Source organism: Mesorhizobium sp. YC-39, assembly GCF_025753795.1.
Taxonomy (GTDB): Bacteria; Pseudomonadota; Alphaproteobacteria; order Rhizobiales; family Rhizobiaceae; genus Mesorhizobium.
The window spans coordinates 317334-337936 of record NZ_JAOWPS010000002.1 but is presented as its reverse complement, the minus strand read 5'-3'; the positions used below and the strand labels follow the sequence as shown (position 1 = coordinate 337936).

At 61.8% G+C, this 20603-nt stretch carries 17 protein-coding genes; 6 read left to right on the top strand and 11 right to left on the bottom strand.

Features of this window, described 5'->3' with window-relative positions:
• The first annotated feature begins 76 nt into the window (after window positions 1–76).
• Window positions 77–913 (top strand): sugar phosphate isomerase/epimerase family protein, encoded by an 837-nt coding sequence (locus tag OHD62_RS11070; protein WP_263782729.1) that lies wholly within the window; start codon window positions 77–79, stop codon window positions 911–913.
• 37 nt (window positions 914–950) lie between these two features.
• Here the strand turns inward: OHD62_RS11070 and OHD62_RS11065 are convergent, their stop codons facing one another.
• The 6 genes from OHD62_RS11065 to OHD62_RS11040 are packed head-to-tail and all read right to left on the bottom strand — an operon-like array spanning window position 951 to window position 5831.
• The gene (locus tag OHD62_RS11065; protein WP_263782728.1) at window positions 951–1361 is read right to left on the bottom strand and encodes a GlcG/HbpS family heme-binding protein; all 411 of its coding nucleotides are present in this window, start codon (window positions 1359–1361) and stop codon (window positions 951–953) included.
• Between the two features lie 16 nt (window positions 1362–1377).
• Window positions 1378–2154 (bottom strand): hydroxypyruvate isomerase family protein, encoded by a 777-nt coding sequence (locus OHD62_RS11060; protein WP_263782727.1) that lies wholly within the window; start codon window positions 2152–2154, stop codon window positions 1378–1380.
• Between the two features lie 2 nt (window positions 2155–2156).
• Complete coding sequence (locus OHD62_RS11055) at window positions 2157–2792, bottom strand: aldolase (RefSeq protein WP_263782726.1); 636 nt, start codon at window positions 2790–2792, stop codon at window positions 2157–2159.
• Window positions 2789–4042 (bottom strand): 3-oxo-tetronate kinase, encoded by a 1254-nt coding sequence (otnK, locus tag OHD62_RS11050; RefSeq protein WP_263782725.1) that lies wholly within the window; start codon window positions 4040–4042, stop codon window positions 2789–2791. The genes OHD62_RS11055 and otnK overlap by 4 nt, the downstream gene beginning before the upstream one ends.
• Before the next feature lie 5 nt (window positions 4043–4047).
• The gene (gene denD, locus OHD62_RS11045) at window positions 4048–5034 is read right to left on the bottom strand and encodes a D-erythronate dehydrogenase (RefSeq protein ID WP_263782724.1); all 987 of its coding nucleotides are present in this window, start codon (window positions 5032–5034) and stop codon (window positions 4048–4050) included.
• Window positions 5035–5051: 17 nt separating this feature from the next.
• Complete coding sequence (locus tag OHD62_RS11040) at window positions 5052–5831, bottom strand: FadR/GntR family transcriptional regulator (RefSeq protein ID WP_412177368.1); 780 nt, start codon at window positions 5829–5831, stop codon at window positions 5052–5054.
• A gap of 504 nt (window positions 5832–6335) precedes the next feature.
• Here OHD62_RS11040 and OHD62_RS11035 point away from each other — a divergent pair.
• From OHD62_RS11035 to OHD62_RS11020, 4 genes are all read left to right on the top strand, one after another.
• Window positions 6336–7727 carry a family 16 glycosylhydrolase gene (locus OHD62_RS11035; RefSeq protein WP_263782722.1) on the top strand — a complete coding sequence of 464 codons (1392 nt, stop codon included), beginning with the start codon at window positions 6336–6338 and terminating at the stop codon, window positions 7725–7727.
• Window positions 7728–8003: 276 nt separating this feature from the next.
• Window positions 8004–8441, top strand: a complete 438-nt coding sequence (locus OHD62_RS11030) for a hypothetical protein (protein WP_263782721.1) — start codon at window positions 8004–8006, stop codon at window positions 8439–8441.
• 488 nt (window positions 8442–8929) lie between these two features.
• Window positions 8930–11482 carry a caspase family protein gene (locus OHD62_RS11025; RefSeq protein WP_263782720.1) on the top strand — a complete coding sequence of 851 codons (2553 nt, stop codon included), beginning with the start codon at window positions 8930–8932 and terminating at the stop codon, window positions 11480–11482.
• Between the two features lie 14 nt (window positions 11483–11496).
• Window positions 11497–11823 carry a hypothetical protein gene (locus OHD62_RS11020; RefSeq protein ID WP_263782719.1) on the top strand — a complete coding sequence of 109 codons (327 nt, stop codon included), beginning with the start codon at window positions 11497–11499 and terminating at the stop codon, window positions 11821–11823.
• A gap of 161 nt (window positions 11824–11984) precedes the next feature.
• On the opposite strand, the gene OHD62_RS11015 is transcribed toward OHD62_RS11020, so the two are convergent.
• Window positions 11985–12563: a DUF6931 family protein gene (locus tag OHD62_RS11015; protein WP_263782718.1), complete on the bottom strand. Its 579-nt coding sequence runs from the start codon at window positions 12561–12563 to the stop codon at window positions 11985–11987.
• A gap of 169 nt (window positions 12564–12732) precedes the next feature.
• Here OHD62_RS11015 and OHD62_RS11010 point away from each other — a divergent pair, with 169 nt between their 5' ends.
• Complete coding sequence (locus OHD62_RS11010) at window positions 12733–13290, top strand: OmpA family protein (RefSeq protein ID WP_412177367.1); 558 nt, start codon at window positions 12733–12735, stop codon at window positions 13288–13290.
• Between the two features lie 60 nt (window positions 13291–13350).
• Here the strand turns inward: OHD62_RS11010 and OHD62_RS11005 are convergent, their stop codons facing one another.
• The 4 genes from OHD62_RS11005 to OHD62_RS10990 form a co-directional block, all read right to left on the bottom strand.
• On the bottom strand, window positions 13351–15006 hold the full coding sequence (locus OHD62_RS11005; RefSeq protein ID WP_263782717.1) for a caspase family protein: 1656 nt from the start codon (window positions 15004–15006) through the stop codon (window positions 13351–13353).
• 213 nt (window positions 15007–15219) lie between these two features.
• Complete coding sequence (locus OHD62_RS11000; RefSeq protein ID WP_263783851.1) at window positions 15220–17550, bottom strand: M23 family metallopeptidase; 2331 nt, start codon at window positions 17548–17550, stop codon at window positions 15220–15222.
• A complete protein-coding gene (locus OHD62_RS10995) occupies window positions 17547–18032 on the bottom strand; it encodes a DUF1036 domain-containing protein (protein WP_412177366.1) in 486 nt (161 codons plus the stop codon). Before OHD62_RS10995 ends, OHD62_RS11000 begins: the two co-directional genes overlap by 4 nt.
• Before the next feature lie 11 nt (window positions 18033–18043).
• A complete protein-coding gene (locus OHD62_RS10990) occupies window positions 18044–20599 on the bottom strand; it encodes a serine/threonine-protein kinase (RefSeq protein WP_263782716.1) in 2556 nt (851 codons plus the stop codon).
• Window positions 20600–20603: the final 4 nt, after the last annotated feature.

Sequence of the window (20603 nt, the reverse complement as noted above, 5' to 3'; positions counted from 1 at the left end):
TCTCTAGGGTCGCAGATTGACAGGCATGGCGAAACCAGACAATCGTTTACCTAACACGCTCTCTGGGAGGAGACGGATGAAATACGCATTCAACAGCTGGGCCTATGGCAGCTTTCCAAGCTGGCTTCCCTCTTATGAGCTCGATGAGGTGGTGCGGCGTCTGGCGCGCATCGGTTATGACGGCATCGAGATCGGCTGCGCGGCGCCGCATGCCTGGCCCGCTTATCTCGGTGCTGCCAGGCGGCGTGAATTGAAGCGGCTGATGGATGGGGAGGGCTTGCCGGCCGTCAGCCTGCTGCCCGCGCCGGGCGGCGGACCCGGCCACAATCCGGCCTCGCCGCTCAAGGAAGAGCGCGAAGCGACGGTTCATCATTATGGCGAGGTGGTCGACCTGGCCGCTGATCTCGGCGCCAGGCTCGTCCTCTACATTGCCGGCTGGCAGGTCTTCGGCACCACCCGCGCCGAGGCATTCGAGCGCAGCCGCGACTGTCTGGCGAGGATCGCCAAACACGCGGCGGACAAGGGCGTGACCATCGTTGTCGAGCCGACCGCAGCCGACAGCAATCTCATCGACACGCCGCATCAGGCGCTCGAGCTGATGCGGGCCAGCGGCGCATCGAATGTGAAGACGATGTTCGACACTTTTCACGCGCTTTACCGTGACGATGTCTCCGCCGACCACGCCCGCATCCTGGGTGAAGATCTTGCGCACGTCCATTTCGCCGATACCGATCGCGGCGTTCCCGGCGACGGCGCCGTCGATTGGCTGAGCGTCATGCAGGCGCTGAGGGATATCGGCTTTTCCGGCCATCTCACCATGGAGATCGGCTTTGCCAGCCGCAAGTCCGATCCCGATGCGATGGCGCGCCGGGCGCTTGGATATCTGAAAGGGTTGGAGAAGCAGTTGGCCTGATAGCGCTGGTCCGCTTCGGGAAGAATCCGCTGCCCGCTCAGTTGGCCAGGATCGCGGCGCCGATGCGGCCGATGTCGCCGTCCTGCTCGTCGCTTTCGCCGCTGACGCCGATCGCGCCGATGATCTCTTCACCCGATTTGAGCAGCACGCCGCCGTCGAGCGGAATGCCGTTGGGGATGCAGAGCAAGGCATAGCGGCCCTGACCTTCGACGACATCCTGGAACGCCTTGGTCGGGCGCTTGAACAGCACCGCCGTGCGGGCTTTCAGCGTGGCGATCTCGACGCTGCCGACCTGCGCGCCGTCATCGCGGTGGAGGAGCATCAGATGACCGCCATCGTCGACGATGGCGATGACGAGCTTGAGCTTGTCTTTCTTGGCCGCGGCCTCGCAGGCCGCCGCCACCGCCTTCGCGGCTTCGATGGTGAGTGCCTTCTTGGTCGCGAGCATGTCGATCTTCCTCTGCCTATAGCGAAACCTGGAGCGCCTTCAGCCAGCGCAATCCCTCGTCGGTGCCGGCGCGCGGCTTGTATTCACAGCCGACCCAGCCGGCATAGCCGAGCCGATCGAGTGCTGCGAACACGGCGCTATAGGCGATCTCGCCTTCGTCCGGCTCGGCGCGGCTGGGAACGGCGGCGATCTGTACATGGCCGATCATCGGCAGGTGCCGTTCGAGGCGCTTGAGGATGTCGCCTTCGCTGACGCCGACATGATAGACGTCGAACATGATCCGGATGTTTGGCGCGCCAACGCGATCGATCAAGGCTGCCGCCTCGGCGATCGTCGAGTAAAAATACCTGGGCTTGTCGCGCTGGTTTATCGGTTCCAGAAGCAGTGTCAGGTCAGGGGCGGCATCGGCCGCGAATGCGAGGTTGCGCGCGAATATCTCCGTGGCTTCCGGCTTGGCCGCCGGCTCGACGACACCGGCCATGACATGGATCGATGAAGCGCCGCTCTGGCGCGCATAGTCCGCGGCTTGATGGAGGCTGTTCTCGAAATCCGCCTGACGGCCGGGCAAAGCGCCGAGGCCGAAATCGCCCTTGGCGGTATCACCGAGAGGCGTGTTGATGCCGAGCAATTGCACGCCGTGCTCCTCGCAAGCCTGCTTCACAAGCCCGGCTGCGATGTCAAAGGGCCAATGCAGTTCAACCGCCCTGAAGCCCGCCGACGCGGCGGCAGCAATGCGGTCCAGCAGGGGCAGGTCAGTCCAGAGGAAGCCGAGATTTGCGGAAAATTTCGGCATGATCACTTCAGCTTGAAATGCTGGTTGAGTTCGGTGATGGCGCCGGCGTCGAGATGGCGCACGCTCATGCCTCGCAGGATGATGGCAAGCTTTGCCGCTTCCTCGAGCTCCTCGATGGCGAAGACCGCCGCATCGAGCGAGGCGCCGGCGACCACGGGGCCATGGTTCTCCAGGAGGACGGCGGGATGGCGCGCGGCCAGCGCATCGATCAGCGGCTTGACCGCCTCGGAACCGGGGCGTGTGTAGGGCACCACCGGCACCTGTCCCACACGCATCACGACATAGGGCGTGATCGGCGGAATGGCGTCGGCCGGATCAACGTCCGTAAGGCAGGACAGCGCCGTCGCATAGGTCGAATGAAGATGGACCACGGCGCGCGCCGTGGGCCGCTGGTCGTAAAAGCCGAAATGCAGCGGCAATTCCTTGGTCGGCGCATCGCCCGAGACATGCTTGCCCGAAGCGTCGAGTTTGGAGAGCCTGTCGGCGTCGAGAAAGCCGAGGCAGGAATTGGTCGGCGTGAACAGAAAGCCGTCGTCGAGCCTTGCCGACATGTTGCCCGACGAGCCTGCGGTGAGGCCGCGCTCGAACAGCGATTTGCCCCATTTTACCAGGTTGTCGCGGACTGCCTGCTCACTCATGGCGTACCGATCCTTTGTATTGCCTTCTCGAAAAAATCATGCGCGCCGAAATTACCGCTCTTGAGCGCGAGGCCAAGCGGCCCGCCGCGTTCGGCCAGCAAGGCCGGCACACCCGGGTCGGTCTCTTCGCCGATCTGCAAGCTGCCGACGCCGAGCGCCTCGACCACTGCCCCGGATGTCTCGCCGCCGCCGACCACCACGCGGCGCACACCGCCATCGACCAGCCGGCGCACCAGCGTGGCGAAGAAAAGCTCTATGGCTCCCGCCACCTCGGCGCGCCCGTAACGGGCCTGGGCGCCCGAAACTGCGCCGGCATCGGCTGTCGAATAGACGATCGGCACCTGTTCCTGTCGCCAGAACCAATCGACCGCCTGGTCGACAGTCATGGTTCCATCCATCAGCGCGGTTGGATCGAGCGCGAGGCCGGGATGGATGGCGAGATAGGCGGCGACCTGCGCCTGCGAAGCCTTCGAACAGGAACCGCACAGCACAACGGCCGGCCCAGAGGCGCCTGCAGCGGCGTGCGGTCTCCGGGAAAGCCGGCCTGCCTTGCGGAAATTCTCCGGCAGGCCCATCGCGATGCCGGAGCCGCCGGTCACCAGCCTGTGGCCGACAAGCGCCTGGCCGAGCAGCAGAAGATCATCCTCCGCGACCGCATCGGCGACGACAAGCTGCCGCCCTTGCGCCTGCTGTTCGGCAAAGGCCCGGCCGATCGCCGCGACACCGCCACGGACCGTATTCAGCGGGACCAGTCCTACCTCGCCACGGGTCTGAAGCCGAAGCCAGCGGCGGATATCGGCGTCGGTCATCGGCGTGAGCGGATGGTTCTCCATGCCGGATTCGTTCAACAGCCGGTCGCCGACGAACAGATGGCCCATGAACAGCCGCCGCCCGGTCGCCGGAAAGGCCGGGCAGACGATCGCCACGTGCGCGCCGAGAAGGTCCAGCAGGGCTTCGGCGACCGGACCGATATTGCCTTTCGGCGTGGAATCGAACGTCGAGCAGTATTTGAAGACGATCTGTTCGCAGCCTTGGGCCAGCAGCCAGCGCGCGGCCTCGAGCGACTGGCGCACCGCTTCCTCGGCGGCGATGGAGCGCGTCTTCAAGGCGACAACACCTGCCTCGCAACCGGACGGCGCCGGACCGGCCCCGGTGCCGACGAATTGTGTCGTCGCCATGCCGCCCTTGGCCAGGGTGTTGGCGAGATCGCTGGCACCGGTGAAATCGTCGGCGATGGCTCCCAGAAGCATCTGCTCTACCGGGGCAGGGTGTTGCCGAGTTCATCCTCGATATGGACGCGGATGATCTCGTCGAAATTCTGCTCGGCCTTGAAGCCGAGCTCGGTGGCGCGCCGGGCGCTGAAATTTTGCGGCCAGCCGGCAATGATGCCGGCAATCGTCGGGTTTGCTTCCCGGCGGATAAGGCTTGCCGCGCCATCGCCCGCGACGCGGCGCAAGGCTTCGATCTGTTCGCCAACCGTCGCCGACAGGCCAGGCATGGTGATCGTGCGCCGGGCACCCAGCCGCGCGGTGTCGAGTTCGGCCGCGCGCAGCATGAAGCCGACCGCGGCGCGCGGGCTGGCGAACCAGTGACGCACGGTCTCGCTGACCGGCAGCACGGCCTCCTGTCCGACCAGCGGCTCGCGAAGGATGCTGGAGAAGAAGCCGGAAGCGGCCATGTTCGGCTTGCCAGGGCGGATCGAGATCGTCGGCAGCCTTATGCCGACGCCGTCGAGGAAGCCGCGGCGGGAATAGTCGGCCAGAAGCAGTTCGCACATCGCCTTCTGCGTGCCGTAGCTGGTCAGCGGTGTCAGGCAGTGGGTGTCGTCGATGACATCGGGCAGCGGTTCGCCGAACACGACGATGGAGGAGGTGAAGACGAGGCGCGGACAATAGGGCGCATCGAGGCCGGCCTTGCGAATGGCCTCGAACAGTGAGCGCGTTCCGTCGAGATTGACGCGATAGCCCTTCTCGAAATCGGCCTCGGCCTCGCCGGAAACGATTGCCGCAAGGTGAAAGATCACGTCCGGCCGGGAGGCAACCAGCGTCTCAGCGATACCGGGCTCGGAGAGATCGACGGCCACCGTCTCGACCTTGCCGTTGAAGCGCGGCGCCTCCGGAGCGACGATATCGGCCAGCGTCAGGCGCTCGATGCGTTTCCCGCGAAGCTCGCCCTTGTCGATCATCGCGGCGACGAGTTTTCGGCCGAGCATTCCGGCAGCGCCGATGACGATGATGTTCATGCTATGCGGGCTCCTTTTCATTGCCCCAAGACGCTGGTCCAGAGCGCTGGCCGAGCAGGTTTGAGCCCGGCGCCATCGGCGTCGACCTCCAGGCTGGTGTCGTGGATGCGCAGAATGTGTTCCGAGAACGCCGCCGCTACCGCCTCCGGGTTTCGCATCTTCAAGGCCCTGACGATGAAACGGTGATCCTCAAGACTCTTCTCGATCGCGCCCGGCTTGCCCATTGCGATGCGGCGGTGGTCGAGCATGTAGGTGTAGAGGTCGACCACGAAGTCCGCCAGGAGCCGGTTCTGCGACGCATAGTAGATGGTCAGGTGAAACTCGCGGTCGCAAATCAGGAAGCGCACCGGATCGTTGCAGGCCTGTTCCTGCACCAGGATCGATTCCTCAAGGCGCTTGATGTCCTCGGCGCTGAGGTGCTTGGCCGCGTCGGCGACGACAGCGGTTTCGACCAGCAGCCGGGCCGCGTGCACGGCGTCGAGACTGTAGCCGTTGATGGAGGTCGGATTGGTGACGCCGATCCGCTGCCCGCCGACATCGACATTGACGTTGGCGATGCGGGTGCGGGCGCCTTGCGAGACCTGGACGATGCCTTCGCCCGCGAGCCTCTGGACGGCACCGCGCACCGTTTCGCGACTGACCATCAGCATCGAGGCCAGTTCGCGCTCGCTTGGCAGCTCGTCTCCAACCTGCAGGATGCCAGACGCAATCAGCGACACGATCTTGTCGCGGATCATCTCTTTCGCGGTCTGCTTATGGATCGCTTCATGCAGGGGAGAAAGGGGAACCGGCATCATGGCCACCGACAACTGGACTGTTAAGTAGTCCAGTTAAACCATTCTCCCAGCGCTGTCACGCTAAAACTGAAACACGGGCCGGGACTGTTTCAATCGGCGCAGGTGGCTCTATGGAGCGGGCCGATGTGGCCTACCGTGCCGTCGTTGAAACGTCACATGTGCTGACCCATATAGGGGTTGCGTCGGATGTCTCCTCCCATTGCATCTGATGCGTTCCCCTCTGGAGGTTTTAAACCTTCATGCTTGGCCGGACTTAACAGTCCGGCCTTTTTCTATTGGGGATCTGCGTGGCCGACATGTGCCGATTTCACCGGACTCGTGCCCAAAAAAAGTGCTGACAGCCCAACCTTAATGCATTCGAGGCAATGAGGGCGCTCCAGACCGCCTGCGTGTTAAGCTCTTGGTAACTCTCTCAAGTCGAAGACCCAAAAAAGCATTGGCTTCTCTTGCCCTGCATAGATGCTAGGGCTGGCATTGTGCCCGAGACAAAGGAGCAAGACCAGAATGGCCACCGTACCAAACGCCAAAGCTGTTCCACTCCCCTACAGCGGATCCTCCGTAAAGTGGTATTCGGCAACGAATTCCGGCCCAACACTTTATGGCAGCACATACAACGACTCGATGTACGGCGACGGTAGCGTCACCGTCACAATGTATGGCGGCAAGGGCGATGATATTTATTATCTGTATTCCTCGAAAAACAAGGCGGTCGAGCTGCCCAACGAGGGTGTCGACACCATCTCGACCTGGATGAGCTATAAGCTTCCGGCGAATTTCGAGAACCTGACGGTCACGGGCGACAAACGCTATGCTTTTGGAAACGCGCTAGACAATATCGTTACCGGCGGCTCCGGCCAACAGACGCTCGACGGCTTACAGGGCGATGACGTTCTCAAGGGTGGATCCGGGGCGGACATTTTCGTCGTGACCCCCGGCAACGGCAGTGACCTGATCCTGGACTTTGGCGCCCAGGATACCGTGCGCGTCGGGGGCTACGGCTTCACCTCCTTCGAGGATGTGCACGCCAACATGGTCCAGTCGGGGGCGAACGTCCAACTTAATCTGTCCGACGACGAGTTTCTCATCTTCGCCAACAAGACCATCGGCGACTTCACCGCAAGCCAGTTCAAGCTGGCCGTGGACAGGTCGGCTCTGGAACTCACCTTTTCGGACGAGTTCGACACGCTGGACCTGTGGAACGGCTCGAGCGGCACCTGGGATTCGAACTACTGGTGGGGGGGCGCGAACGGCAGCACGCTCACGAGCAACAACGATCTTCAATGGTACATCGATACCAACTACGCCCCGACGAGTTCCGTCAACCCATTCAGCGTTGAGGACGGTGTTCTCACGATTGCCGCCGCCCAGGCTCCTGAGGCGATCCGACCCTATATAAATAATTACCAATACACGTCAGGTTTGCTGACGACCTACGAATCCTTCGCGCAGACCTACGGCTATTTCGAAATTCGGGCCGACATGCCCGAAAAACAAGGTGTATGGCCGGCCTTCTGGCTTCTCCCGGAGGATGGCTCCTGGCCACCGGAACTGGACGTCGTGGAGATGTTCGGTCAGGATCCAAACAAGCTCATTTTGACAGGCCACTCGAACGCGACGGGAACTCATACGACTGTGGGCTCGACGGCCTACGCCTCGGATACCGAAGGGTTTCACACGTACGGCGTGCTTTGGACAGAAGACGAACTCGTCTGGTATTTCGACGACGTCGAAGTCGCTCGTGCCGAAACCCCTGCCGACATGCATGAGCCGATGTATATGCTGGTGAATATGGGGGTTGGTGGCCTCGCGGGCGCGCCCGCCGACCAGCTTGCGACACCCGCAGAAATGCAGATCGACTACATCCATGCCTATGCGTTTAACGATTGGATTATCTAGGCGTTAACAATGCGCGGAGATTGATCCAAAGCGCCTTCACCGGTCCTGGGTGACGCGACGCGTCATGCTGCCGATCGGGCGGCATGAGGCGAGGACGCAGCGACAGGCAGGGGGCCTTGCCAGAGCCTCACCTGAGAATGTCCCTCAACGACATGTAACCTTGGGCGCATGCCAATTTGGCCAGCGTGATCGCCTTCACGGAAGCAGTCTTCCAGATCGCTAAGATGAATGATGCTGCACAACTCCCGATGGGCTGGCAGCAGGAGGACAGACCAAATGACCACGCACCGCATAAGTTGGGGATTGCTCGCAGCGCGCCGCATTGCGGCGGCGCGTGGGCTCGATCCGTTCGACGGCGAAGCCTTCGCCCGCTCGCTCGCGCCCCGCATTCTTGAGATCGCGCATGCAATCATGCAGATTGAGCCGCGCCGTGGGCCGCGCGAGATCGCGTTGCATCAGTTGCGTGAGGTGGTAGGCCGCCACGCCGCCGATATCCCCGATCTGGTGGTTTCGGAAAACATAGCCCACGCGGCCGTGTGGCTGCTCCGTTGGGCGCAGGAAGGCCCAAGCCTAGCCGCCGACAATCCCAAGCCGGAGCGCACCTTGCTGCGCAACATGCGGATGACCGTCTTTCTTGCCGATGGCTGCGCGAAACAGTGGGACAGGGTTGTTGAGATAGGCGGCCATCCTGTTCGGAATGACGGTCGCAGATGACACGAGCGGGTAGGGGGCGTTAAGCCCCCGCCTCAAAGGATTTTACCCCTCTCCGATGCTGTGCGGTCCCTCGGAACTCTTCGCCGATCGAGATCGAGATAAGGCGTCGCCTCGCGGCCCAACGAACAGCCCGCCCCTCGGGTCGGTGTGCGCCCAGAGGCGGCAATCTGGAAGGTGAGATTCGACCTTTGGCGGAAGTTTCGTGGGACCCATCCGACAGCGCCGTTTATTAACCATAACATCGTTCCAGCCGCCGGCCCCAACGCAACCACGGGGTTCGAGTAGCCGGATGGCGAGCCTGTGTGACATACATTGCAGACACCCCACCTCTGATGTAATTTAGCAATTGATCAGGTGAGGGCTTGTCCGCTGTCGTGGCGGCTTTTCTCCCGGGTCATGTCTCGGCAGGTTGCATGCTCTCTAACGGACCTTGATATCGCAAGTTGTGTTCTTGTGGTCATGAGGTAACGGCGGTTAAGGGATTTGCCATGCTCCGACGTTGCGGCTTCGTTGTAGCCTTCATCCTCGCAAGCCTTGCGGCCTTCGACGCGTCCGCGCTCGAACGAAGGGTTGCCTTTGTCATCGGCAACTCCGACTACCGGGAAATCTCCGCCCTTAAGAACCCGGCCAAGGATGTTGTGGACGTATCCGATACGTTTCGGCAGGCTGGTTTCGAGGTGTTCGTTGCGAGCAATCTCACCAAGCTGCAGTTCGAATCCCAGTTCCGCGACTATCTGGCCGCCGTGGACGGCGCCGATATCGCAGTCGTCTACTATTCCGGCCATGGCTTTCAGATCGGTGGCGAAAATTTCCTCATCCCGGTAGACGCCTCGTTGAAACAGGCGGCCGACATCGAGGTCCAGGCGATCAAGCTGAACGACGTGCTGCAGCAGATGCGTTCGAAGTCGAAAATCCAGGTGATCATTCTCGATGCCTGCCGCAACAATCCATTCCCGCGCAAGGATTATTGGCTAAGGGACCAGCTTGTTGTCGCGAGCGGTACCGGCCTTGCACAAGTAAAAAGCTCGCTGAACACGCTGATCGCGTTTGCCACCGAACCCGGTGCGGTTGCCTATGACGGCGCCGGCGACCTCAGTCCTTTTTCATCAGCGTTTGCTCGTCGCGCGCTGGCCCCCAACCAGGAGATACGCACCGTCATGTCGGCCGTGCGCCGGGATGTGGTTGAGGCGACAAAGGGCTTGCAGGTTCCCTGGGAGAACTCTTCGCTGATCGACGACGTCGTTCTGATGCGTCGCAGCAGCCGCCCATCGCTGCCGCCGGTGCTGGAGAAGGTCGTGCTGTCGGGGGCCGGGCCCATCAATCTGGATCTCCCCGAACCGGTCGAGATCGACGGCGGGACAGTCACCGTCAGCATCGAAAGACCGCCCACGCTCGGCCGCCTGATGCTGGACGGCAAGGTCGTCGAGGCGGGAGAACAGATCCAGGGCAAGGACCTGCCGCGTTTGCAGATGGATGTCCCCAAGGGAATGGGCGAGACCGAAGAAATGGATATGCTGGCCTATGCCGCACGCGACAATTGGGGCGGCGAAGCCAGGGGCATGCTGGTGTTCCGGATCAAGAGCGGCGAAGGACCCCAGGGCGAACAGGTGATGGCCTCGCTCGAGGCCGAGCAGAAGCAGCAGGTGCTGGAGCGGGGCATCCACATCACCGGCGCCGCCGAGGCGATCGAAAACCGGGAGATCGACATTCCGGTCGGCGTCGGCCCGATTCCGCTGAAGCTGAATTTCCCGACACAGGACCCCGCGGTCAGCCTGAAAGTTGCGAGCTACCCGGCAACGGGAACACTCTCCCTGCCGGATCGAATCCTGGCGCCCGACTCGAGCCTGATGGCCGATGAGGTCGACCGGTTGCGCTATGAGCCCCAGATCGGGGCCGGCGAAACGGTCGAGGTCGCCTTCGAAATTCGGGCGGGTAGCGCCGCATCCCAGCCCGCCACGATGAAATTGTCGCCCACCGTCGATCCATGCGACTCGGCGGCCGGCGAGCCCCTCGACCTGCAAGGCGTCGTCCCCGGCCTGCTGCCAAATGAAATCGGCGCCGACGCGATGAAGCTCTGCGAGGCTGCGGTCAAGGCGTATCCCGATGTCGCCCGCTTCCGCTACGAACTGGGGCGCGCGCTGCTTGCAGCCGGCAAGGTCGAACAGGCGAAGAAGGCCATACAGGCAGCCGCCGACAGGGGGCATGTCCGTGCAGTGTTCGAACTTGGCTATATCGCCTCGTCCGGAATAGGGATGGACGTCGACCCCAAGAAGGCAAACGACTTCTACGCAGTGGCATCTGACAAAGGCGATCCCTATGGCATGACGGCATGGGGTCGCGCCTTGTTCAACGGTCTCGGCGCTCAGCGCGACACGGCCAAGGGGCTGGACCTGCTGCTGAAGGGAGCGGCGATGGGCCATACCTATGCTATGAACGATCTGGCCGCGATCTTCACCGAGGGTCGCAATGGTGTGCCCGCCGATCCGGCCCGCGCCGTTGCTTTCCTGAAAGCCGGTGTCGAGCGGCAAGATATGTATTCGATGAACCTGCTCGGTCGCAACTACCTCAGCGGCAAAGGTGTCGACAAGGATCCGAAGGCGGCTCTGGCGCTATTCCAGAAGGCCATTGATCTTGGCCAGCCCTACGCTCCAGCCAGCCTTGGGCGCATGTATCGAGACGGCCTTGGCGTGCAGCAGAACCTTGATGAAGCACAACGCCTGTTCGAGTTGGCGACCACGCGTGGCGATCAATCCGGCGCATATGATCGCGCGGCCCTCGAGATGCTGAAGGGCGACCAGGCCGACCAGGCCGTTGCCGTGCGGTTCCTGGCATTCACAGTCGCGCTCGATCTTCGCAACGAGTTGCCGGACGCCCAGACGACGCTGGCCAAGTTCGGAACGAAGGCGAAAACGGCAGCGTTGAAGCAACTGCGTGGGGAACTCAAGTCGAAGATTCCGTCAAGCGGTTCTATCGACACGCAACTGGTCAAGGCGGCCAGGGCGGTCTGGGAGCAAGCCAATCCGCGCCGGGATTTGTTCTGATCAACAAGGAGGCAATGGTGGGCAGAGTATCGAAGCAGGCGATTATAGGAACAACTCTCTCCGGCGTCCTTGCGGCGCTCACAGGCTGCACGTATTTGATGCCACCCGAACCGACGCCGCTGGTGGAAACGTCGCAGCCGAAGGTCGTTCGCAGGGTACCTGTCGAGCAGAAGGTCGTGCGCAGGGCACCTGTTGAGCAGAAGGTCGTCAAGGCCGCTCCCAAACGGGTCAAGAAAAAAGTGGTCGAGCCGGTTGTGGTCGAGCCGGTTGCGGAAGAGCCTCCACCACCTGTCATCGCTCCCTTGGGTGGCAGTGGCGGGGGAGGGGGAGGCGGTTGGTGATGGGCGCTCGATAGCGGCCCTATCTCGGCGCAGCTGAGCTGACTTCCGTTTCGCTTTCCACGAAAGCTGCGTAACACCACGAGGGTCGGCGGTGGCGTTGGCCAAATGGCCCCCAAGACGGCTGCAAGTGTAGCGCAAGCAATCGGGATTCAGACCGCGGTCTAGTACGCATCCGCTGATTGGTGCAGCGCTTCGATCTCTGCCATCTGGATGCCCATTTCGACAAACGCGGAAAGAACCGAGAAGCGGTCCGCTAATGCAACACGCGCCAGTCCGGCCAGAACTCCCGCATTGACTGCATGGGCGGCAGGAAATGATTGCAAGTGCGATGCCGCAGCCATGTCCGTAGCCGTACCGTTGCCGCGCCGTCCTGCAGCCAGGGCAATCCATTCAGCCGGCGTTGTTGGCGGCATTGCCGCAACCCTGCTCACCTCTTCGTTATGGTGAGGATTATCCGGTTGGCTGACCCAGTCGTGAACAAGCGCGAGCAACTCCTGATCCCCGCTGTCGAGCAGATCGGTCAGGTGGGTCAGGCACTCATGGGCCCACCAGACCGCGGCCCGCTCGGGAAGGAGATAGGCACAGAAGGTGATCGCCTCCTCGGGCACCCGTCCGGCAAGGAGGGCACGGCAAAACTCGATTGAAGGCTGTTCGGTTGGAGGCGCTACCATGTCCCCGGCAATAGCGGGGCAGGCCATGAAAAGATCCCGTGCCGTTTTGAATCGAAGCTCATTGGCCATGGCCGCCACGCTTTCACTTAGGGAACAACGGCACTGAAGCCCTGGACGGGGCGCCGGTCAAGCCTCAGTTCCATGGCAAGGTGACAACCACCGTTCATCGCTGATATGCTCAACGTTTGTGACAGACAATTGCTTCGGAATTTGGTATAGTCCGGGCTGGCGAAATCGGATGCTCAAAACAGGAGTAACCGTTGTGCAGTTGTGGGGTTCAGCCTTTGTGTTGGCGGTCGCGCTTTTTTCGACACATGCTTCCGCCGATCCACTTCAAAAATCGGAAGACATCGTGAAGTTTTTTGCCGGAGCGGGCGAACTCGGCCCGCAACGTGGGGTTTGTGTCGGTACCGAAGACGAGTGCAAGAGCAAGAAGAAGGAGGCGGCGCCTGCCGAAAAAACCAGCCTCGATATGCTGATCAATTTCGGCCTGGATTCTGCGGAGCTCGACGCCACTGCGCGCGCTGAACTCGGCGAGTTCGCCAAGGCGCTGAAAGACAGCAGGCTGAGCGCTATCAACTTCGTTGTTGAAGGTTACACTGATGCATCCGGTTCGGCTCGCTACAATGAAGGACTGTCGCAACGAAGAGCACAATCGGTGACCGCCTTCCTGGAGTCCAACGGCGTCGACGCTGCCCGCATCAAAGCGATCGGCCTGGGCGAAACGCATCCACGCAACCCCGACCCCTACAGTCCGGTCAACCGCCGGGTGGAAATGCGAATAAGCACCGAGTAGCTGGACCGGGTGCGCCAAAGCCTTGGCTCAGGCGTCAAGCGAGCTTGAGGCAGGGGCTTGTCAGTTGTTGTTGAGCACGCCACCCACCGCCACGCCGGTGCCGAAAATCAGCGCCTTGGTCAGGAAGTCGTTGTTGTCCCGCGGCGGAGGGGCATCCCGCCGAACCACCTCACGGTAGCGCTTTTTCTGCACGACCTGCTGTTGTTTGCGGGGCTTGTGTGCCGCCACCGGCTTTTGTGTCCGAGCTTTCTGTACCACCGGCTTTTGTGTGCGGGCCTTCTGCACCTGTTTTTTCGGCTGCGCCGCACGAGCCTGATCGGCAGCATATCTGGCGCGCACCGTAGCCATCATTGGATCAGTCTGGATCGCCAGGAACGCCAGTTGCTCGCGTGTCAAGAAATTGGTCTGCGGTAGCCCATTCTTCGCTTGCCAGACGCCGATCGCCTGGCGGGTCTTCAGACCGATGTTTCCGTCGATACGGCCGAGTTCATTGCCCAGGGCTTCGATGCGTAACTGCAGATCGATGCGGCCCTCGCGATCGAGACCGATCGCGCTTTCAGTTAACTCGGTGCCCGGAGCCTGCTTCATCTCGTCTGAAACGCCAACCGAGGTGCGAACGGCTGAGCCGGAACTGGCGTTCGCCTCGTCCTCATCGACCGCTGCGACCTGCCGGTTTTCGGCTTTCGGTTCGTTCAGCTGGTCGATGTTCAGCCGTGCCACCGTGGCGAAGCGGCCGTTTGGAAACTGGTCGAGATAGGCCTCGTAGAACGGAACGGAATTGCGCTTCGAAGCTTCATCCCACAGACGCTGCTCGACCTCCCAGGAAGGAGGTTCGCTGGTTATGGGGGCAGGGATCGCGGTCGCCGAGGCGCCGGATGTGTCGGCGACAGGTTTTACGGCAGGCACCGCTTCCGCAACGGATTGCCCCATGAAGACCTCGCGCCCTAGCGATGCGTTGTGCCAGGGTCGCTGGCGGCCCTGTGTCGTTTCGGTCACCTGGCCGCGCACACGCGTCAACGCGCTCTGGATTTCAACGCCGGGCTCAGTCAGGTGCCTGGCGAGCGCCGTGGAATAAGGACTGTTGACGCCGTTGCCGTCGAAAGCGATGGCGCCCGGATCCGTTGCATAGGCAATCAGAATGCCGCCGGTTCCAACGCCGTCCGATTTTGCTTCAACCGGCGCCAGACCGGCGCCGAACGAGGTGGAACGGCTCTTCGGCATCGAGGCCGCCAGAGTCCTTGCCAGCGGATTGTCACGGCAGGCATCGAGGATAATGACGCCAACCGCCGGCTCGGGCGGCAGCGCTGCCATGAAATCGTCGATCTGAATGGTGCGGGTCTTGAGATAAGCGGGCGATGTCAACTCGGCGTCGACCGGAATCAGGAAATTCTTGCCGTCGACCTGCATGCCGTGCCCGGCATAAAAGATAACGGCGAGATCGGCGTCGTAGGATTGCTCGGTAAACCGACTGATGAGGCTGTGCATGCCTGCATTGTCTTGATCGACCCCCTCGATCACCTGGAAGCCGGCATTGCGCAAGGTGGATGCGATGAGGTGCGCATCGTTGGCGGGATTGGGCAAGGCAACGGCATGGACGTATTTGCTGTTGCCGATGACCAGCGCCACGCGTTTGGTATCAGGCGCGGCGGCCTCGGCGCCAAGCGAGGCGATGACAAACAGGATAAACCCGCTCAGAAAGACAGCAAATGCCTTCATGGATCAGCCCTCCGCCCCAACGGCGCGCGCTATTGATGTCTGCGCATGCTAAATTTCATCAGCGACATAGTCGCTTCTGCCAAAATGGCTCTTGGGCGTATGTGATCTCGACCACAGTTCTGGTTCACAAAAGGCCCGAAAAAATTAGCTATAGTGATACTTGGCGCCACCAATGGTCTGACGGCGAAACTCGCACGCCCGCGAGAAGCAGGCTCAAAGGGTATTCTGAATCGAGCTTATGAGGGCCGTGATTGCCTGCTTGTACTTTTCGAACTCCGGCGATGTCTGGCGGACTTCCGTCGTCGTCGTTGTCTGCTGGCCGGCACCGGTCGCCGGCGGGCTCAGCTTCCGACCCATTTTCCGTTCGGCCCAGCCCACGACATAGCTGGCGGTCTTGCCGGTGAGAAACGGGTTGGCTTGAATGACGGCAGACCCGAGCACGGCGCTCAATTGCGCCGAACCTTGCGCCGACAACACTTGATGCGCGCCTTCCATCCCCAGGAAATGACAGAGATAGAGCCTGCCAGCAGTGATCTGGTGGCCGCGCGCCCGAAGATAGGCTTCGCCTTCGCGCGCCAGATTGCTCACCATCTCGCGCGAGATCGTGGCGTCGTAGCGCAGAGCGAGCAGGTCGGCGGTTGACAGTGTCCGCGCAAGTTCGGGGCGGTATGTATTCATCATCCTGATCCAGGTCTTTGTTATGAACTGACCGGCGCCGGTCGCTGAAGAATTGGGGTTCTTGGCGCGGGCGCTGCCACCACTTTCGACATGAACGATACGGTCGGTCAGCGTTTCGACAGCGGAATCGTCCGTGGCGATTGTGGTAACGGTGCCCAGCGGATCGATCGCTTGGCCGCTCTGATAGAGCTCGAAATGCAGGTGCGGTCCGGTCGAAAGGCCGGTGGTGCCGATATAGCCAATGATATCGCCTGCCTTCACCTTCGTGCCGACACCGTCCTTGATCGCGAACTTCTGCATATGCGCATAGCGCGTCTCGCGGCCGTTTACGTGCGAAATCTTCACCAGATTGCCGTAACCCCCTCCATCGCCTTGAAAAACGATTTCGCCGTCGAAGGCGGCTGCGATAGGCGTACCCAGAGGTGCCGCCCAATCCACACCCTTGTGGATGCGAACGGTCCCGAGGATCGGGTGCTTGCGTGGGCCGAAGGTGGACGTCATGACCCCGTTGACCGGCGTGACCATGCCGTTGGTGACCGTTAGCGAGCGAACCTGATCGTCGCCGCTAACGCATGCAAACTGGCCGTCGCTCTGTTGAAAGACGAAACAATCGAGGCTCTTTTCGCTACCCTGGATGCCCACATACAGCACCCGTCCGGCAGTCTCTTCCTTACCCCGCGGCCTTTGCGAATAGATCAGGACCAGACGCTGGTCTTCGCTGGCGAAGGCATCCAGATCCTGTCCCCTCGAGAGATACATGATTGCTTCGCCGATCACGCCGGTCGGAACTTTGTTGCGTGCCGCCGTCGAATAGATTGCGTCGAGCAGTCGGTATTGCCTCTTGTGCGTGCCTTCCGCCTGTGCGCCCGAGTAGTTGAACAGATCTTCACGAACCCAGGGATCAACCCCCGACACAAACGCACCAGCGGCATTGCGCGTCAGCGTGCCGACAAATACGTTCTTGGCGTAGATAGAAACCTGCATGAGGGACATGGTTGTCGTCTCGCGCGCCGGCCGGTATCCGCGCATGGCGACGACATATCCAGGCTCAAGGCTTTCCCGACTGAAAAGCGCCTTCAGGGCTTCGCCCGCCAGCTTGGCATCCTCGGCGGAGAAATGCGCATCCAGTGCAACGCTGTCCAAGCTGCGGTCGTTGAGAATCTTTACGAACGTGTCTTCGGTAGCCGAGAATCGCTGATATTCGCTCGTGACAATTGTAACGCTTGTGTTGTTTTCGATCTGCGTCTTCTGGAATGCGGGAAGGGCTGCCTCGCCGGCAGCGATTGTTTCGCCCCAGCCTGCTTCGGGATCATCGGCGCCCGCCTGCGGGCCAGAAGCAACCGGGGCCTCGCCTGGAACGGGTGGCTGAAGATCGTCTTGCAGATCGCTGGATGGTGCCGCCGCGGTCTGTCGCTGTGCCTGGAAGAAGGCGAAATCTTCTTGCGTGGACGGGATCGTCGTCATGAATTTTTCGCTGGCGCTAAGCATCACGTCAGACAGAATTTCGATCTGGGGAGAAACTCCGGCCTGATCGAGTTCTGCCGGGCGCGGGATCACTTTACCTTTCGTTGCGGCGCCGGCGTCGGGCGCAAGGGTGATCCACATCGGATCCCCCGCGAGGTCGATAATGGCAGGCACGTAGACCGATGCATCGGCCGGCACATCGTCCGTTCCTTCGACCGCCTGCAACTCCTCGTCTTCATCGCCGAACGACCAATAGTCCGCGGTGAGGTAAAAGCCGGCGGCGATCGACAGCAGGACAATCACGGCAAGACCGGCAAGCAGCCTGCGCCACAGCCTGCGTCTGCGAAGGGCAGCGCGCGCCTGCTTCTTCAGCCTGAAGCTCGTATCGATACTGTGCGTCACGGATTGCTTCCGGTCAGGAAAAAGGTCCACCGCACCTGTTCGAGCGTATCGACTTCGAGAAATCGTGCGGCGATACGGCCGCGCTGCCAGCATTCATCAATGCCGCGTATCGAGAAACGCCGCCGGTCGATGCACATTTCGGTCGACCCGGTCAGGATCGCGTGACCAAAAACGTCCGTCGCATAGATGTAGATATAGCGGTTCGTCAGTTCCTCGCGGATGACGTTTACGCATTGATTTGCGCCGATGGTCCACCAGCCGTCGGTCTGGTCCGCATTGTCGACCTTCTGGCCAACGGCGAGATTGACCACGTCGAGTGTCTGGTTGCAGACGGTGAATTCGGCACGCGCTTCGTTCGTCGAGAGGAGAGCCAACAGCGCCGCACCCGACATGACCGCAAGTTTGAGGGCTCGAACCAAGTCATGCCGCTTCTTGGGCGGGACAGCGGGCAGGGAGGAAAAACGCGAGCGGCGGAGGTCCATGGGCGTCCATGCTACCCGCCGAGCCGGAAGTACTGTGCAGTTGCGGAGAAGTCAGATCCGCTGGTCTCGATTTCCTCGACAATTTTGGGCAGCAGCACCGAGGCTGGCGTTGGCTCGGAGAACGCCGCAGCCTGAATATCCTGTCGACCTGTGATGACCATTATAATCTCCGGCACGGGCTTGCCGGCCGCCTTGTCGGCAGCGCCGAGACCGGTCGGGATGCTGAAAGTGGCCTTGTCCGATTGCACCACGATGCGATCGTCGAGGTTGAATGCCATACCCTTGTGGTCGATCAGCAGCACGCTGGAAATGAGGCCGCCATGCGTCACCAGCGTGCCGCTGATCGGCGAACCGCTCGGCACCGACGTTCGATCGAGGACAAGCTGTGGCTTGTCGGCCGCTGTCCGGTCCAGAAAGCGCAGAAAGTTGGTGACTTCGCATTGGGCTGGTTCAATGAGGCGGACGCTGATGTCCGGCTCGACATGGAACCTTGCCTGGAAATCGTACATCATTCGCTCGAATGGCGGGACCTCCATTCCAAATCCCTCTATCGCGGCAGCCTTGTCGGTTGCCGACGTCAACGCCGCATAGAAACAGTCGCCACCGCTGAAGTCGCGCACCCAGGAGACCCGTCGCGCCATCGCATCGACGGGACGGGCCGGCGGAACTTCCGGTCTGGGCACATTCAAGGCGACGGTGGCGTCGTCCGGCGGCTTGGCCTGCTGTGCTGGTGCGTTCGCGGCTTCCGTCTGGTTTGCAGCGGGTTCCGGCCCCTGCGCTGCCTTAGGCTCTGCCGGCTGGCTGATTGGTTCCTCGGGCTTCTGGCGGCTCTCCATGACATCGGGCTGGACCGCTGGCGGCGTCGAGGCTTTTCCGGTTGACTGCTGAGGCAAGCGCTCCACCGCCTGCGCCGCCGCGGCCCTGCGTTCGGCGTCGAGCCTTGCTTTTTCCTCCGAAACGATCCGCATCGCCTCTTGCGCCTTTCGGCGTTCCTCCTCTTCGGCTTTCGCCGACTCGGCCTTGGCATTGGCCGCGGCTTCAGCCCTCGCCAGTGCATCCGCTCTGGCCTTCGCTTCCGCTTCGGCTTCAGCCTTCGCCTTAGCCTCTGCCTGATTTTCAGCTGGCGACGGCGTCTCGGCTACCGGCTGCTCAGGGGTTTTCTCGGTTGGTGAGGGGACTTCGGCGGGCTGTGTCGGCTCCGGCATTTGATCCGCCGCGGCATCTGCCCGATCTTCAACTGGTGGCGCAGTGGCCTCTGTTTGTGGCTGCTTAGGCGGAGCTGCCTTTGCCGGCTCATCATCCGGCGGATTCGCAGCGCTGTCCGCTGGGGCCGGCTTTGATGCTTCTGGTGCCAAAAGCGATGTATCGCCGGCGACCGGCGTGGAAGGCGTCATCAAGCCGCTCAGATAGATGCCTGCACCGGACGCCACAGCCAACGCCGCCAAGGCAGCGATGGCGATGGTTCGGGTCTTTGCAGACTTTCCGGGTGCATCAGGCGTGACCGCGCGCGCAGGACGGGCGACCGCCGAAGGCCGCGGTTCGGATAGATGCGCCGGCCGGACATGCGGGACGAAGCGCTGCTCGCCCAAGCCCTGTGCAGTTGGCAAGCCAGGCCCCTGGGCTTTGGAACCAGGCGCGGTGGTCCCCCGGGTTCGCGGCAGACCGCTCCGCTCGCGCGGTGTGATGGACGTTGGCGGCGTTGTCTCCTCGCTGTCATCGCGCGTCAGCCTGGCGATGTCCGCCATGTTGATCGGCCGATCTTGCGGGTCCGGTTGCAGCATGGCTTCGACAATGTCGCGAAAATCGGCATCGATGTCGGACAGGTCCGGCACGGTTCGGCGCTTCTCCACGATCTCGAACTGGGAGCCGCCCATGTCGATCGGTTTTCCGCGCAGTGCAGCGACCAGCACCAATCCCAGGCTGTAGATGTCGGACTGCTCGCTGACGTCGCCGCCATACAGTCCGAGCTGTTCGGGAGAAACGTAGTTGTACTTTCCCGCGAACTTTCCGCCGATCAGGGTCTCCCCGCCGACGGTGGCCGATCGTGCGATGCCGAAGTCGATGATTTTTGCACGGTCGACCCGGCCTCCTGGCAGGATGATGTTATCCGGGGAGAGGTCGCGGTGTATTGCTCCCGCCTGGTGCACGGCGCTCAGACCGGATGCGAGGCGGTGGCAGAGCTTGCGCACGTCTTCCGTCCGCATCGGTCCACGTCGCATGACGTCGAACAGCGATTCACCGTCGACGAATTCCATGGCAAGGTAGGGCCGGCCGATCCCGGGATCGATCGTGAAGACGTGATATCTGACGACCGCGTCGTGCGACAGGTGATTGAGGATCGAGGCTTCCTTGCGGAACAGCGACAGGATCGTCTGGTCACGGGCGAACTCTGGCAGGACAATCTTGATCGCGACGTGGTCGCCGGTCTGGATGTTGTGGCCACGGTAGACCTCACCCATGCCACCGAACGCGATCCGCTCGTCAAGTTCGTAGATGCCGCTGAGTTGCGTGCCGACGGCGGTGTTGGTCAGGCCAGGCGATATTCGCGTCTTGTCGTCGGCGCTCATCAGC

What these genes read in the sequence shown, in the direction of transcription:
- OHD62_RS11030 (WP_263782721.1), top strand. Translation starts at nt 8,004, where the DNA reads ATGACCACGCACCGCATAAGTTGGGGATTGCTCGCAGCGCGCCGCATT.
- OHD62_RS10990 (WP_263782716.1), bottom strand. Translation starts at nt 20,599, where the DNA reads ATGAGCGCCGACGACAAGACGCGAATATCGCCTGGCCTGACCAACACC.
- OHD62_RS11060 (WP_263782727.1), bottom strand. Translation starts at nt 2,154, where the DNA reads ATGCCGAAATTTTCCGCAAATCTCGGCTTCCTCTGGACTGACCTGCCC.
- OHD62_RS11005 (WP_263782717.1), bottom strand. Translation starts at nt 15,006, where the DNA reads ATGAAGGCATTTGCTGTCTTTCTGAGCGGGTTTATCCTGTTTGTCATC.
- OHD62_RS11035 (WP_263782722.1), top strand. Translation starts at nt 6,336, where the DNA reads ATGGCCACCGTACCAAACGCCAAAGCTGTTCCACTCCCCTACAGCGGA.
- OHD62_RS11070 (WP_263782729.1), top strand. Translation starts at nt 77, where the DNA reads ATGAAATACGCATTCAACAGCTGGGCCTATGGCAGCTTTCCAAGCTGG.
- OHD62_RS11025 (WP_263782720.1), top strand. Translation starts at nt 8,930, where the DNA reads ATGCTCCGACGTTGCGGCTTCGTTGTAGCCTTCATCCTCGCAAGCCTT.
- otnK (WP_263782725.1), bottom strand. Translation starts at nt 4,042, where the DNA reads ATGCTTCTGGGAGCCATCGCCGACGATTTCACCGGTGCCAGCGATCTC.
- OHD62_RS10995 (WP_412177366.1), bottom strand. Translation starts at nt 18,032, where the DNA reads ATGGACCTCCGCCGCTCGCGTTTTTCCTCCCTGCCCGCTGTCCCGCCC.
- OHD62_RS11040 (WP_412177368.1), bottom strand. Translation starts at nt 5,831, where the DNA reads ATGATGCCGGTTCCCCTTTCTCCCCTGCATGAAGCGATCCATAAGCAG.
- OHD62_RS11055 (WP_263782726.1), bottom strand. Translation starts at nt 2,792, where the DNA reads ATGAGTGAGCAGGCAGTCCGCGACAACCTGGTAAAATGGGGCAAATCG.
- OHD62_RS11065 (WP_263782728.1), bottom strand. Translation starts at nt 1,361, where the DNA reads ATGCTCGCGACCAAGAAGGCACTCACCATCGAAGCCGCGAAGGCGGTG.
- OHD62_RS11010 (WP_412177367.1), top strand. Translation starts at nt 12,733, where the DNA reads ATGCTCAAAACAGGAGTAACCGTTGTGCAGTTGTGGGGTTCAGCCTTT.
- OHD62_RS11020 (WP_263782719.1), top strand. Translation starts at nt 11,497, where the DNA reads ATGGTGGGCAGAGTATCGAAGCAGGCGATTATAGGAACAACTCTCTCC.
- denD (WP_263782724.1), bottom strand. Translation starts at nt 5,034, where the DNA reads ATGAACATCATCGTCATCGGCGCTGCCGGAATGCTCGGCCGAAAACTC.
- OHD62_RS11015 (WP_263782718.1), bottom strand. Translation starts at nt 12,563, where the DNA reads ATGGCCAATGAGCTTCGATTCAAAACGGCACGGGATCTTTTCATGGCC.